General features: G+C 61.3%; 14 protein-coding genes. 12 read left to right on the top strand and 2 right to left on the bottom strand.

Annotated features, from left to right (window positions below):
- Positions 1-51 precede the first annotated feature (51 nt).
- The 7 genes from NOX35_RS22220 (at position 52) to NOX35_RS22190 (ending at position 6,674) form a co-directional block, all read left to right on the top strand.
- Complete coding sequence (locus NOX35_RS22220; protein WP_232538030.1) at positions 52-906, top strand: class I SAM-dependent methyltransferase; 855 nt, start codon at positions 52-54, stop codon at positions 904-906.
- A 580-nt stretch (positions 907-1,486) separates the two neighbouring features.
- A complete protein-coding gene (gene coxB / locus NOX35_RS22215) occupies positions 1,487-3,061 on the top strand; it encodes a cytochrome c oxidase subunit II (RefSeq protein WP_182284456.1) in 1,575 nt (524 codons plus the stop codon).
- 34 nt (positions 3,062-3,095) lie between these two features.
- Positions 3,096-4,739: a cytochrome c oxidase subunit I gene (gene ctaD / locus NOX35_RS22210; RefSeq protein WP_182284455.1), complete on the top strand. Its 1,644-nt coding sequence runs from the start codon at positions 3,096-3,098 to the stop codon at positions 4,737-4,739.
- A 10-nt stretch (positions 4,740-4,749) separates the two neighbouring features.
- The gene (locus NOX35_RS22205) at positions 4,750-4,860 is read left to right on the top strand and encodes a cytochrome oxidase small assembly protein (protein WP_232538029.1); all 111 of its coding nucleotides are present in this window, start codon (positions 4,750-4,752) and stop codon (positions 4,858-4,860) included.
- Positions 4,861-4,895: 35 nt separating this feature from the next.
- Entirely contained in the window at positions 4,896-5,510 is a 615-nt protein-coding gene (locus tag NOX35_RS22200; RefSeq protein WP_182284454.1) for a cytochrome c oxidase assembly protein, read from the top strand.
- Positions 5,507-5,704, top strand: coding sequence for a DUF2970 domain-containing protein (locus tag NOX35_RS22195; protein ID WP_003071276.1), 198 nt, complete (start codon positions 5,507-5,509; stop codon positions 5,702-5,704). The genes NOX35_RS22200 and NOX35_RS22195 overlap by 4 nt, the downstream gene beginning before the upstream one ends.
- Before the next feature lie 88 nt (positions 5,705-5,792).
- Entirely contained in the window at positions 5,793-6,674 is an 882-nt protein-coding gene (locus NOX35_RS22190) for a cytochrome c oxidase subunit 3 (RefSeq protein ID WP_182284453.1), read from the top strand.
- 130 nt (positions 6,675-6,804) lie between these two features.
- Here NOX35_RS22190 and NOX35_RS22185 read toward each other — a convergent pair whose 3' ends face one another.
- On the bottom strand, positions 6,805-7,047 hold the full coding sequence (locus NOX35_RS22185; protein WP_057093433.1) for a twin transmembrane helix small protein: 243 nt from the start codon (positions 7,045-7,047) through the stop codon (positions 6,805-6,807).
- A gap of 14 nt (positions 7,048-7,061) precedes the next feature.
- On the opposite strand from NOX35_RS22185, the gene NOX35_RS22180 reads away from it, so the two are divergent.
- The 5 genes from NOX35_RS22180 to NOX35_RS22160 all read left to right on the top strand — a co-directional run bounded on the left by NOX35_RS22180 (position 7,062) and on the right by NOX35_RS22160 (position 12,178).
- Positions 7,062-7,871 (top strand): SURF1 family protein, encoded by an 810-nt coding sequence (locus tag NOX35_RS22180; RefSeq protein ID WP_182284452.1) that lies wholly within the window; start codon positions 7,062-7,064, stop codon positions 7,869-7,871.
- Positions 7,810-8,559, top strand: coding sequence for a hypothetical protein (locus NOX35_RS22175; RefSeq protein WP_182284451.1), 750 nt, complete (start codon positions 7,810-7,812; stop codon positions 8,557-8,559). Before NOX35_RS22180 ends, NOX35_RS22175 begins: the two co-directional genes overlap by 62 nt.
- A 74-nt stretch (positions 8,560-8,633) precedes the next feature.
- The gene (cyoE, locus tag NOX35_RS22170) at positions 8,634-9,557 is read left to right on the top strand and encodes a heme o synthase (RefSeq protein ID WP_182284450.1); all 924 of its coding nucleotides are present in this window, start codon (positions 8,634-8,636) and stop codon (positions 9,555-9,557) included.
- A gap of 6 nt (positions 9,558-9,563) precedes the next feature.
- A complete protein-coding gene (locus NOX35_RS22165) occupies positions 9,564-10,178 on the top strand; it encodes an SCO family protein (protein ID WP_182284449.1) in 615 nt (204 codons plus the stop codon).
- A gap of 224 nt (positions 10,179-10,402) precedes the next feature.
- Complete coding sequence (locus NOX35_RS22160) at positions 10,403-12,178, top strand: bifunctional diguanylate cyclase/phosphodiesterase (RefSeq protein WP_256494752.1); 1,776 nt, start codon at positions 10,403-10,405, stop codon at positions 12,176-12,178.
- Positions 12,179-12,183: 5 nt separating this feature from the next.
- Here NOX35_RS22160 and NOX35_RS22155 read toward each other — a convergent pair whose 3' ends face one another.
- Positions 12,184-13,347 carry a hypothetical protein gene (locus NOX35_RS22155; RefSeq protein ID WP_256494751.1) on the bottom strand — a complete coding sequence of 388 codons (1,164 nt, stop codon included), beginning with the start codon at positions 13,345-13,347 and terminating at the stop codon, positions 12,184-12,186.
- Positions 13,348-13,361: the final 14 nt, after the last annotated feature.

Here is a 13,361-nt window from a genome sequence, read left to right as displayed (position 1 = left end):
TCCCACGTCCTGCCTCCAACAATCGATTCTGCAGCTGCAAACCATTGGCAAATGGCCGCTCCGGCCGAGTCCCCCTGGTTGCACGAAGAGGTGGCCAGTCGCATGCAGCAGCGCCTGGACTGGATAGTGAAGCCGCCTGAGAAATGGTGCCACTGGGAGCCGGTGCGCGGCGGCATGCAGGCACACCAGTTGCTGCGCGAGCGCTATCCGCAGGCCGAATGCACGATTTATGAACCCGTGGCTCGCCGCGAGGTCGTGGCGCAGGACAAGCTCGGCAGCCGCTGGTGGCAGCTCTCTCGCTGGAAGGGGGCTGCTGCTCACATGACCGCGCCTGCAGACGGCAGCATGGACATGCTCTGGGCCAATATGCTGCTGCATACGGCAGCCGATCCGCAGACTCTGATCGAGCGCTGGCACAAGGCACTCAAGGTCGATGGCTATGTCATGTTCTCCTGCCTCGGGCCGGATACCGTGCAGCAACTGCATCGGCTCTACGCCGAACTGGGCTGGGGGCCGGCAGGTCATACGTTTACCGATATGCATGATTGGGGCGACATGCTGGTGCACTCCGGCTTTGCCGAACCGGTGATGGACATGGAGCGCATCACCCTGACCTTTGCCACGCCACAGCGTCTGTTGCAGGAGCTGCGCGAACTGGGCCGCAATCTGCACCCCGGGCGTTTTGCCGGCCTGCGCGGTCGTGGCTGGAAGGCCGGGCTGCTGCAGAAAATCGAGGAGCGCTGGGCCGACAAGCAGCCCGATGGCCAGCTCTCGCTGACCTTCGAGATCGTCTATGGCCACGCCTACAAACCGCAGCCCAAGCTGCGTCTGGAAGCAAATAGCGCCGTGTCGCTGGAAGACATGAAGGCCATGCTCAAGCAGCCACGCAACGCGGGTTTGCGATAGCACATCTGTCGTTTTCCGGTCATTGATTCGACACAAAGCTGCCTACAATTTCTCCAAGTTATTTCATGGATAGCAGCAATTCTTCGGGCTTCTCTCCTGCCTGAAGGAAAACAGACAGTGCGGCCCAAGCCGCCAGGGGAGATATCGGGTGTTTCGCTTTGCCAAGGGGACTGGCCAGCGGGTTCGACAGCGGCCGGTTTTCGCATTTCATCATCACCACAAGCCAGCCTTTTGCTGCGCTGACGCATCCCTGTGCCCGGCGGTGGCCGCGGTGCAGGAGCGTCCCATCTTCTCCCCTTCTGTCTTGGCTGTCAGGCCAGTTTCAGCCATCTCCGGCACTTGCCGTGAGATGCGCTTGCCAGTACGAGTTTCAAGTCCGGTCAGGCTTGCCTGCGCAAGCCCGGTTGGCATGAGTTTCCGGTACATGCATTAGTGAATGCGCGCAGACAGTGCTATCAAATTCTGGGGCATGCTGCGTTGAAGTTCGCGAGGTAGTGTGAGTGTCACAGCCTTCTGGCCGGCAGCGGCACGAAGCGGTGTGAGCGAGTGGACAACTGAGGCTTAGAGGTAAGTGAAAACGATGAAAAACATTTCCACCAAGCTGGTTCCCTGGAGTTTGGCCTTGGCGGCGTGGGGTAGTTCCATGGCCTATGCGGCGCAGGATCTGCCGGGAGGCCCTGCCGTCAACCAACTCAATCTGCATCCGCCTGTGACACGCATTGCCGTGGAGCAGCACTGGCTGCACTGGATGATGCTCATCATCTGCACGGTGATCTTCATCGCGGTATTCGGGGTGATGTTCTATTCCATCTGGAAGCACCGCAAATCCCAGGGAGCCAAGGCCGCGAACTTCCATGAGTCGGTCAAGGTGGAGGTGGCCTGGACGGTGGCTCCCTTCATCATCGTGATTCTGATGGCGCTGCCTGCCACCAAGGTGCTGGTGGCACAGAAAGACACGACCAATGCCGACCTCACCATCAAGGCCACCGGCTATCAGTGGAAATGGGGCTATGACTATCTGAGCGGAGAGGGCGAAGGCCTGGGCTTCATCTCCACGCTGGATAACGCCCAGCGCCAGATGTCCAACAGCGGCGATGTGAGCAAGGCGCCCAACGACTATCTGCTGAGGGTGGACAACCCGCTGGTCGTGCCGGTGGGCAAGAAGGTGCGCATCATCACCACGGCCAACGATGTGATCCATTCCTTCATGGTGCCGGCCTTTGGCATCAAGCAGGATGCGATTCCCGGCTTTGTGCGCGATACCTGGTTCAAGGCCGAGAAGACCGGCGACTACTACGGCCAGTGTGCCGAGCTGTGCGGCAAGGAACATGCCTACATGCCCATTCACGTGAAGGTGCTGTCTGCCGAAGCCTACACCGCCTGGGTGGCCGGAGAAAAGAAGAAGCTGGCCGCCAAGGCCGATGATCCGAACAAGGTCTGGGTGCTGGCCGATCTGGTGGCACGTGGCGAAAAAGTCTATGCAGCCAACTGCGCAGCCTGCCACCAGGCCAATGGCAAGGGGGCCGGTCCCATCAAGCCGCTGGACGGCAGTCCCGTGGTGCTGGGCCCCACGGCCGACATGATGCATGCCGTGCTCGAAGGCCGCGCCAACGGTGCCATGCCGGCCTGGAAGCAGCTGAGCGACACCGAACTGGCTGCAGTGGTGACCTTTGCCAAGAACCACTGGAGCAACCAGACCGGCCAGCTGGTGCAGCCCGCCCAGTTCGTGGCTGCGCGTGGCGGCAAGTTTCCTGAAGGCGGAGGCAGTACTGCACCCGCAGCTCCTGCGGCTGACTCCGCCGCCCCTGCGCAAGGCGCAGCCGCTGCGGCCAGCGATGCCGGCCCTTATCAGGTCTTTTTCGAGACCAGCAAGAGCGTGCTGGACGACAAGGCTCAGGCTGCGGTGAAGAAGGCGGCCGAGTACTGGAGTGCCCACAAGGACGGCAAGATTGCCCTGTCGGGCTTTGTGGACTCCACCGGCAATGCCGACAAGAACGCGGAGCTGGCCAAGGAGCGAGCCAAGGCCGTGGCCAAGCTGCTGGAGGACAGCGGCATTGCGGGAGACCGCATCGAGCTGCGCAAGCCCGAGACCATCACGGCTGCTGCAGGCTCGGACCAGCAGGCACGCCGTGTTGACATCACGGCCGCGAAGTAAGCCCCGGGTATAGAGACCGATTGGAGAAAAGAATATGAGCGCCGTAGTTCCTCCCGTCCACACCCATGAGGGCCATGGTCACGACCATGGGCACGACGACCATCACCACGCCATGCCCTCGGGCTGGCGCCGCTGGCTGTTTGCCACCAATCACAAGGACATCGGCACGATGTACCTGCTGTTCTCCTTCACCATGCTGATGGTGGGAGGCATCCTGGCCATGCTGATCCGTGCCGAGCTGTTCGAGCCCGGTCTGCAGATCGTCAACCCCGAGCTGTTCAACCAGCTCACCACCATGCACGGGCTGATCATGGTGTTTGGCGCCATCATGCCGGCCTTCGTGGGCTTCGCGAACTGGATGCTGCCGCTGCAGATCGGTGCGTCCGACATGGCGTTTGCACGCATGAACAACTTCAGCTTCTGGCTGCTGATTCCCGCCGGCATCATGCTGGTGGGCTCGTTCTTCATGCCCGGTGGTGCGCCGGCGGCCGGCTGGACGCTGTATGCGCCGCTGACGCTGCAGATGGGCCCGTCCATGGACACCAGCATCTTTGCCATGCACATCATGGGTGCCAGCTCCATCATGGGCGCGATCAACATCATTGTCACCATCCTGAACATGCGTGCGCCAGGCATGACGCTGATGAAGATGCCGCTGTTTGCCTGGACCTGGCTGATCACCGCCTATCTGCTGATTGCCGTGATGCCGGTGCTGGCCGGAGCCATCACCATGACGCTGACCGACCGCCACTTCGGCACCAGCTTCTTCAATCCTGCGGGCGGCGGCGATCCGGTGATGTATCAGCACATCTTCTGGTTCTTCGGCCACCCCGAGGTCTACATCATGATCTTGCCGGCCTTCGGTATCGTCAGCCAGATCGTGCCAGCCTTCAGCCGCAAGAAGCTGTTCGGCTACACCTCCATGGTCTATGCCGTGGCGGCCATTGCCATCCTGTCCTTCATCGTCTGGGCGCACCACATGTTCACCACGGGCATGCCGGTCACGGGTCAGCTGTTCTTCATGTACGCGACCATGCTGATCTCCGTGCCCACGGCCGTGAAGGTGTTCAACTGGACGGCCACCATGTGGCGCGGCTCCATGAGCTTTGAAACCCCGATGCTGTTCGCCGTGGGCTTCATCTTCGTGTTCACCATGGGCGGCTTCACGGGGCTGATCCTGTCCATGGCCCCCATCGACATCCAGCTGCAGGACACCTATTACGTGGTGGCTCACTTCCACTATGTGCTGGTGGCCGGTTCGCTGTTCTCCATGTTCGCCGGCTATTACTACTGGTCGCCCAAGTGGACGGGCGTGATGTATTCCGAGACACGTGGCCGCATCCACTTCTGGGGCTCGCTGATCTTCTTCAACATCACCTTCTTCCCCATGCACTTCCTGGGACTGGCCGGCATGCCGCGTCGCTATGCCGACTACCCCATGCAGTTCGCCGACTTCAACATGATTGCCTCCATCGGCGGCTTTGGCTTCGGCCTGATGCAGGTGTATTTCTTCCTGTTCGTCGTCTGGCCCGCGATGCGCGGTCATGGCGAGAAGGCATCGCAAAAGCCCTGGGAAGCGGCCGAAGGCCTGGAATGGGAAGTGCCTTCTCCGGCTCCGTTCCACACCTTCGAGACGCCGCCCAAGCTCGATGAAACCGCCACCAAGGTGATAGCCTGAGGAGGCGCATATGACGACGCAGGAACAGCGCAAGGCGAACCTGAGGCTGGGACTGATCCTGGCCTCCACGGCTGCCGTGTTCTTTATCGGCTTTGTGGTGAAGATGGCCTGGCTGCATTGAGGCAGCCCGATGGCAACCGATTGGAGGAGCTTGAGGTGAGCATAGCCAAGGAAAACGCGAAGATGGTGGGCAAGCTGGCGATCGTTGCCCTGGGCATGTTTGCGTTCGGCTATGTGCTCATTCCCATCTACAAGCATATCTGCGAGCTGACGGGCATCAACATCCTGTCGCTGTCCGAAAAGCAGGTGCCCGGTGCCGGCGTGGCGGGCCGCGACGTGAAGCTTCCGCCCAACAGCCAGATCGACACCAGCCGCACCATCACCGTGGAGTTCGATGCCAATGCACGCGGGCCCTGGGACTTCAAGCCGGCCCTGCGTTCGGTGCAGGTCCACCCCGGCGAGCTGGCCACGGTGATGTACGAATTCCAGAACGTGCAGAACCGGCGCATGGCTGCTCAGGCCATCCCCAGCTATGCGCCGCGCCAGGCCACGGCCTACTTCAACAAACTGGAGTGCTTCTGCTTTTCGCAGTACACGCTGGAGCCCGGCGAGAAGCGTGAGTGGCCGGTGGCCTTCGTCATCGATCCGCGCATCTCCAAGGATGTGAAGACCATCACGCTGTCCTATACATTCTTCGAGGTCGGTGGCAAGACCCCGGCAGCGCCCGAAGGCAGCACGGCTGCAGTCGTCACGCCAGGAGGCAGCTCATGACACAGGATGTCAAGAAGACCGGATTCTGGCGAAGCATTGTGGCCGTCGCCTGGGCCATGCTGGGCGTGCGCAAGGGCAAGGAGTACGAAAAGGATTTCGCCAGCATCACGCCGCTGCATGTGATTGCCGTGGGGCTGGTGGCGATTTTTGCCTTGGTATTAGCGTTGATATGGATCGTCAACCTGGTCGTTTAGCCTTTGCTGAAACAGGTGTGGCGAATGCAGTGCAAGTGATAGTGGAGCGTCGGTCAAAACAACGATCAACAGAGTCAGGAGCCGAGTGATGAGTGCAACCCCGCAGGGCGCAACCCCTTACTACTATGTGCCAGCCGAATCCAGCCATCCCGTGATGGCGGCCATCGGTCTGTTCTTTGTGATTCTGGGCGCAGGCACCTGGATCAATGGTCATGACTGGGGAATGTATTCCCTGTTCGTCGGTCTGGTCTGGTGGCTGGCCGTGCTGTTTGTCTGGTTCCGCGATGCGGCGCGCGAAAGCGAGGCCGGTCTCAACAGCCGCAAGATCGACCTGTCCTACCGCTGGAGCATGAGCTGGTTCATCTTCTCGGAGGTGATGTTTTTCGGCGCCTTCTTCACCGCGCTGTGGTGGGCACGCGCGCACTCGGTGCCGGCGCTGGGCAGTCTGGCCAACGAGCTGCTGTGGCCCAACTTCCAGGCCGTGTGGCCCAGCGTTGCCCCCGGTGCCACGGCGTCGCCCGCGAATATCGTCGAGCCCTTCAAGACCGTGGGGCCGTTCTGGCTGCCCACCATCAACACGGCGCTGCTGCTGAGTTCGGGCGTGACGCTGACCATCGCCCACCATGCGCTGCAGGTCAACAACCGGGCGCGCTGCATCAGCTTCATGTGGATGACGGTGATTCTGGGCTTTGTCTTCCTGTGCGTGCAGGGCTACGAGTACCACCATCTCTACAACGACTACAACCTCAAGCTCAACTCGGGCGTATTCGGCTCCACCTTCTACATGCTGACGGGCTTTCACGGCTTCCACGTGCTGGTGGGCATGCTGATGCTGTTCTTCATCACCATCCGTCTGATGAAGGGAGACTTTACCGACAAGCACCATTTCGGCTTTGAAGGTGCGGCCTGGTACTGGCACTTTGTGGATGTGGTCTGGGTCTTTCTTTACATTCTCGTGTACTGGATGTAAGACTCTCAAAAATAGAAGCGTCTTGCGCAAGGCCGGCATGGAGTTCAGCATTAAACAACGCTGAACTCCATGAAAGGCAGGCGCAAGGCGCTTTTATTTTGGGAGCGCAAAAAGCGCTCAAGCAAGCCGGCTATTGCCCGGGCTGCCAGCCCGTGGGCTGTATCCATCCCATCTTGGCAGCCAGCAGAACGCAGAGAAACAGCGCAATCGACAAAGCCACGCGAAGGGCCAGGGCGCGGAACATCTTGCGGCTGCGCTCGGCATCGTCGGCCTCCGAGCTTTCGCTGCCGTCGCCCCTGCGCATCATGAAGAACAGCGCACTGCCAAGGCTCGCCAAAATGGCGAGAAAAGCGAGAATGATCACGAATTTCATGAACGGATTATCTGGTGCGCATTTCCCGATTTCCAGACCTCTGGCGGTTTCTCCTGATCTCCCTGGCGGCCCTGGCCTGCGTGGCCGTCACTGCATCGCTGGGCGTCTGGCAGCTGGGCCGGGCAGCGCAGAAGCAGGCCATCTTTGATGCCATCGAGCGCCAGCAGGCGCTTCAGCCCTGGCATAACGCAGAGCTGGCCGCCGAGGTGCCGCTGGCAGCCGAATCCATTGACGTAGCGCAGCAGGCGAAGCTGCTGCATCGCACTGTGCAGCTGCAGGGCCAGTGGCTGGCCGAGCAGACCGTGTTTCTGGACAACCGGCAGATGCAGGGCCGGGCCGGCTTCTACGTGCTCACGCCATTCAGGCTGAATGCGCCTCACGGACACAGGGTCGTCGTCGTGCAGCGTGGCTGGGCACCGCGCAATTTCATGGACCGCGCCGTCCTGCCCGAGGTGCAGACACCTGCAGGCATGGTCAGCATCGAGGGCAGGCTGCAAGCGCCGCCATCCAGGCTGATGGAGCTGGAGGCTGCCCATGGCGGGGCAGACCCTGATGGGCAAAAGTCGCGCATCCGACAGAATGCAGACATTGCCCAGTGGGCGCAGCAAAGCGGCTTGCCGCTGCTGGGGCTGAGCGTGGTGCAAAGCGGCAGCGCCAGCGAAGGCTTGCAGCGCGACTGGCCGCAGATCAATGCCGGTGTGCAAAAGCACTACGGCTATGCATTTCAGTGGTTCGGACTCAGTGTCTTGGTGGTGTTGCTCTATGTCTGGTTTCAACTCGTCCGACGCTATTACCCCGGCCGCCACGCAGCGCGGCCACAGTGATGAACCGCTGAGCTTTGCGGTTCACAGCCTGCCCGATCCCGCGCAGAGCCAGACACGGCAGATGCAGCAGGCGCGTAGCGGTCGCTGGAAGATGCTGGCCGTGCTGCTGGTCTGTGCAGCTCCGGTGCTGGCCTCCTACTTCACCTACTACGTATTGCGTCCTACGCAGCAGCGCAGCTATGGCGAGCTGATTGCCGAGCAGCCCGGCCTGCCCGAAGTGCAGGCCACGACGCTGGACGGCCGCAGCGTGAATCTGAACAGCCTCAAGGGCCAGTGGTTGCTGATCAGCACCAGTGCCGGGGACTGCGGACAGCGCTGTCAGGATCATCTCTATCTGCAGCGCCAGCTGCGTGAAACCCTGGGTCGTGAAAAAGACCGGCTGGACTGGGTCTGGCTCATCAGCGACCAGCAGCCCGTGCCTGAAAAAATCTTGCCGGCTGCCGAGCAAGCCACAACGTTACGTGTACCTGCAGCAGTCATCGGCAACTGGCTCAAGCCCGAGGCCGGGCATGCGCTGGACGAGCATCTGTATGTGGTCGATCCGCAGGGCCATTGGATGATGCGCTTTCCGGCAAGCATGGACAAAGCCGCGGCAGGCAAGGCCAAGCGCGATCTGGAGCGGTTGCTGCGCGCTTCCGCCTCGTGGGACGAGGCTGGGCGAGCCACGGCCGACACGGTGCAGAAATAGCTGTTGAAGCCCGCGATAGCCGGCTCTCGCAAGCGCTATCAGCGATCTGAATCATGGTCAGCGAGGAGGTCCGCATGCAGGCAGAAATCTCGGATTTGAAAGGTGCTGTTCCAGACGCCATGGCGGCTTCTTCGCGCTGGGCACAGTACCACGCGCTGACCAAGCCCAAGGTGGTGCAGCTCATCGTCTTTTGCGCCTTCATCGGCATGGTGCTGGCCGTGCCGGGCGTTCCCGGCTGGCAGGATTGGGGCCGCATGCTGGCGGCCTGCGCAGGCATCTGGCTGGTGGCTGCGGCAGCAGCGGCGTTCAACTGCCTGGTCGAGCGCGGCATCGATGCGCGCATGAAGCGCACGGCCTGGCGGCCTACGGCGCGCGGCGAGCTCTCGCATTCCCAGGCCTTGCTGTTTTCGGCCTTGCTGTGCGCAGCAGGTGCCGCCATCTTGCTGCTGGCCGTGAATGCTCTCACGCTATGGCTGACGCTGGCCACCTTCATTGGTTACGCAGTGATCTATACCCTGGTACTCAAACCTTTGACGCCGCAGAACATCGTCATCGGCGGGGCATCGGGTGCCATGCCGCCCGTGCTGGGCTGGGCGGCGATGACCGGACAGGTAGGGCATGAAGCCCTGCTGCTTTTTCTCATCATCTTCCTCTGGACGCCGCCGCATTTCTGGGCGCTGGCGCTGTACCGTGTGGAGGATTACCGTCGCGCCGGTCTGCCCATGCTGCCGGTCACGCATGGCAATGCCTTCACGCGACTGCAGGTGTTTCTCTATACCCTGGTGCTGTTTGCCGGTTGTCTGCTGCCTTTTGTGGTGGGAATGAGCGGTTATCTCTACCTTTTTGCCGCAGTGATTCTGGGGTTGGGCTTTTGCGGTTATGGTTGGGCACTGCTGCGCAACTACTCGGATGCGCTGGCACGCAAGACCTTCCGCTTTTCCCTGATCCATCTGAGCCTGCTGTTTGCTGCGCTGCTGGTGGATCACTACCTAGCCTGACTGACCATGGATAAACGAGCTGTGCTGCGCGTACTCGGTGCTTTAGGCGCCGCAACACTGGCCGGTGCGGCCACATTGACATTGACTGGCTGCAAGGACGATAAAAAGCCCAAATTTCAGGGCGTGGATGTGACGGGCGCAGACTATGCCAAGGACATTCCGCTCACCGATGTTCACGGGAAAAAGCGCAGCCTCAAGGATTTCTCGGGCAAGGTGGTGGCTGTGTTCTTCGGCTACACCCAGTGTCCCGATGTCTGCCCCACCACGCTGCAGGAACTGCTTGAAGTAAAGCAGGCCTTGGGAGCCGATGGCGACAAGCTGCAGGCCGTGTTTGTGTCGCTGGACCCCGAGCGTGATACGCCTGAAGTGCTCAAGGCCTATCTGGCCAATTTCGACGAGAGCTTTGTGGGGCTCAGCGGTACGGCAGACGAGATTGCTGCCGTGGCCAAGGATTTCAAGATTTTCTTCAAGAAGGTGCCAGGCAAGGTCGAAGGAACTTATACCCTCGATCATTCGGCCGGTACCTATCTTTTCGATCCCCAGGGCCGGTTGCGTGTGTACGAGCGCTACGGCGCGGGGCCGCAGTTGCTGACTCAGGACGTGAAGACACTGCTGGGCTGAAGCGGTTGCGACCAGCAGCATTGGTTTTGGGTTCTGAAATTTATTGTTACATGTTGGTGTTTGATATAGCGCAATGAGAGCGTGCGATGTCACGCGCATAGTGAGCGCTTCAAACACTTGGCAAGGCTCGATCCGGCTTCCTAGAGTTGGGCATGCAGGCCGTTGATGCAGCATGGGGAGTGGCTGCACGCAGGGACGCCAGAGTGGATATCTGGAGTCTGTGTATGGCCGAGTGCCTTTTTTCTTCAATGCTCAAACCGGTGTCTGAACCAGCGCTGGCGGAATGCCAGCGCCGTTTGCGACTGGCCATGTCGGCCTGGCAGGAGGGGGTGAGTCTTTCTGCCATGCTGAGCCGGCGTGAGCAGCAGGCGCTGGATGCCGCTCCGGACGGCATTTTGCTGGTGGACCGCGACGGTAACATCGTGACGGCCAATGCCGCCATGCAGGCCATTTCAGGCTATGGGCGCGGCGAGCTCGAAGGGCAGGCGCTGGACATGCTGCTGCCGCCCGAGTTTCAGGCCGGGCATGGTCATTACCTGCGCAGCTACTTTGCCCAGCCATCGCGCCGGCCCATGGGACTTGGCGGTGTGCTGTGGCTGAAGCGCAAGCAGGGCAATGCCGTGCCGGTGGACATTGCTCTTGGCTATTTTGGCGATGACGACAAAGGCCTGGCCATTGCCTTTGTGCGCGATGTGACGGAGCTGCATCAGATGCAGCAACGCCTGAAGTTCCAGGCCACCAAGGACACCTTGACGGGACTCAACAATCGCTGGCAATTCGGCCAGGAGCTGCAGGAGCAACTCAAGCTGGCGCAGGCCGACGGCGAAGCACTGGCCCTGCTGCAGCTGGATCTCGACAACTTCAAGGCCATCAATGACGGCTACGGCCATGCAGCAGGCGATCAGCTGCTGCGGGAGGTCGCCAGGCGGCTGAAGTCCCAGCTGCGCAGCGAGGGCGTGCTGGCACGCCTGGGGGGCGATGAATTCATGGTGCTGCTGGTGGGTGAGAATGCGGCTCGAGCCCGCTTCTGGAGCGAGCAGATACTGGCTGCGCTCTCCATCCCCTTCAAGCATGACGGGCTGGCGCTGGATTTTGGTGCCAGCGTGGGCATTGCCTTTTATCCCGACGATGCGCAGACCGGTGACGACCTGATGCGTTTCGCCGATATGGCAATGTACAGCGCCAAGGCCCGGGGGCGCGGCCATGCGGTATTTTTTGAGCCCGCCATGGGCAAGGAAATGGCCGAACGCGTGCAACTGGCCGAGCGCTTGCGCATGGCGCTCAGCTATGGTGGTTTGCAGCTGCATTACCAGCCCCAGGTCAAGGTCGAGAGCGCCACAGTGGTGGCTGTTGAGGCCTTGCTTCGCTGGCATGATCCCTTGCTGGGCAATGTCAGCCCGGCGCGCTTTATTCCGGTGGCCGAGGCCTCGGGCCAGATCGTGGCTCTGGGCAACTATGTCCTCGACGCAGCCTGCAAGCAGATCGCGCTGTGGCTCAGGGCTGGCACGCCGCTGCGGGTTGCGGTCAATCTTTCTGCCTATCAACTGCGGCAGGTGAATCTGGTCGAGCAGGTCAGCAGCTGTTTGCAGCGCTATCAGGTACCGCCGCAATGGCTGGAGCTGGAGGTGACCGAATCCCAGGCCATGAGCAACCCTGCTCAGGGGAGCGAAGTGCTGCAGGGGCTGGCGCGGCTGGGAGTGACGATTGCACTGGATGATTTCGGCACCGGCCATTCGTCATTGGCCTATCTTCAATATCTGCCGCTGCGGCGCGTCAAGCTGGGGCGGGAGTTTCTGTTTCCCTCGCCTTGCCGGGACAGACTGATGGGCGGCATTGTGCATATGGCCCATGCGCTGGATCTGGAGGTCGTGGCCGAAGGTGTAGAAGAGCTCGATCAGCTGCAGCTGCTGCGCGACATCGGTTGCGAGTTTTTCCAGGGCTGGCTGCATTCGCGAGCCATGCCCGCCGAGCAGGTGCGGGACTGGCTGGCAGTGGCTTGACGGGATTAGCGTGGCTGCTGCTTCCAGTCAGGCTCGGGAAAATGCTCGTTGGATGCGGTGACGATCAGGTCCAGCGCCGGATTGCCCTCCCTGTCGAAGCGCACTCCGGGGCCCCAGCGCGCCTGTTGGCGCTGGCCTGAGAACCAGAACAGCTTGCGTTCCCAGCTGCCGGGCTGGGGAGGCTTGCGGTTGGCCTGAATCAGGTGCTCCTGTATGCGTTGCAGGCCTGCTGTGAGACGCCACGGGGCCAGTTGCAGGAGCGCAGCTCGCAGCTCTTGCCCCCAGGCCTCTGGCGCGGGGGAGAAGCGCTGGAATGACTGACCTGCGGCAAGTCTACGCACGCGTTCATGCAGTTCGATGCCATACAGTGCGCAGGCCTCGCTGACCTTGCCTTGTGCCATCAGATTGCGTGCCTTGCGCTCCAGAGCCGAGTCCTTGGGGAGCTCTGCCGGCGACCACAGCCAGCGGGCATCGCTCCATTGATGGCGGCAGTTGTAGAGAAACTCGGACGACAGACGCAATTGCCAGTAGGGCATCTTTGACTGCATGACCGATCGAACCAGCAGGCAGGGCTGGCGCTTGCGTGTGGCAGGGCCATAGGCCGCGAGTATGGCGGTGGTGCGCGCTGCAGGTCGTCCACGATCATCGCGCGGCCAGGATTGAAGCAGGCGCATGAGGTCGACAGCGGCCACATCGGCCTTGAGCCGTTCAAGCGCCTGCTGGGCATCCGCGAGCTGGTCCAGCAGGCCGAGGTTCAGGTCCTGATCCATTGACGGGGCACGGGCTTCAGTTTCCGCGAGAGATGGAGTGCAGGCCATGGCCTGGATGGTGACCTGTTCCGGCGCTGCATCAGGCGCTATACGCCATTCATGCAGCAGATGTGCAAAGCGCCCGGGGTTGCAGCTGACCTCATGGTGTATGACTTCACCGGCCACATCGCGCAGCGTGATCCAGGCATGAAGCCGATGCTCCGCACTCAGCTGCATGGCCTCCTCATACCTGGTGGCCGAGAAAGCACCGTTGCCACCGTGGTGCACAAAGAATTCGACATCCATGGAGCCGGCTGCCGCGCTGCTGGTAATGCGTGTTCTGGCTGCGTCCTTGTGTTCGGCCTGGCAATCCGGCAGCTGTAGCCATTGCTGCGAAATCTGGGCAATCAAGTCTTGCATGAAGAAGATGGAAA

It is taken from the genome of Comamonas sp. C11 (genome assembly GCF_024496285.1).
Lineage (GTDB): Bacteria > Pseudomonadota > Gammaproteobacteria > Burkholderiales > Burkholderiaceae_C > Comamonas > Comamonas testosteroni_F.
Note: the sequence above shows the minus strand (reverse complement) of the source record. Positions and strands in the feature narration are given on the sequence as shown.

Coding starts and splice junctions, on each gene's coding strand:
- NOX35_RS22220 (WP_232538030.1), top strand. CDS start 52: ATGGCCGCTCCGGCCGAGTCCCCCTGGTTGCACGAAGAGGTGGCCAGT.
- coxB (WP_182284456.1), top strand. CDS start 1,487: ATGAAAAACATTTCCACCAAGCTGGTTCCCTGGAGTTTGGCCTTGGCG.
- ctaD (WP_182284455.1), top strand. CDS start 3,096: ATGAGCGCCGTAGTTCCTCCCGTCCACACCCATGAGGGCCATGGTCAC.
- NOX35_RS22205 (WP_232538029.1), top strand. CDS start 4,750: ATGACGACGCAGGAACAGCGCAAGGCGAACCTGAGGCTGGGACTGATC.
- NOX35_RS22195 (WP_003071276.1), top strand. CDS start 5,507: ATGACACAGGATGTCAAGAAGACCGGATTCTGGCGAAGCATTGTGGCC.
- NOX35_RS22190 (WP_182284453.1), top strand. CDS start 5,793: ATGAGTGCAACCCCGCAGGGCGCAACCCCTTACTACTATGTGCCAGCC.
- NOX35_RS22185 (WP_057093433.1), bottom strand. CDS start 7,047: ATGAAATTCGTGATCATTCTCGCTTTTCTCGCCATTTTGGCGAGCCTT.
- NOX35_RS22175 (WP_182284451.1), top strand. CDS start 7,810: ATGTCTGGTTTCAACTCGTCCGACGCTATTACCCCGGCCGCCACGCAG.
- cyoE (WP_182284450.1), top strand. CDS start 8,634: ATGCAGGCAGAAATCTCGGATTTGAAAGGTGCTGTTCCAGACGCCATG.
- NOX35_RS22165 (WP_182284449.1), top strand. CDS start 9,564: ATGGATAAACGAGCTGTGCTGCGCGTACTCGGTGCTTTAGGCGCCGCA.
- NOX35_RS22160 (WP_256494752.1), top strand. CDS start 10,403: ATGGCCGAGTGCCTTTTTTCTTCAATGCTCAAACCGGTGTCTGAACCA.
- NOX35_RS22155 (WP_256494751.1), bottom strand. CDS start 13,347: ATGCAAGACTTGATTGCCCAGATTTCGCAGCAATGGCTACAGCTGCCG.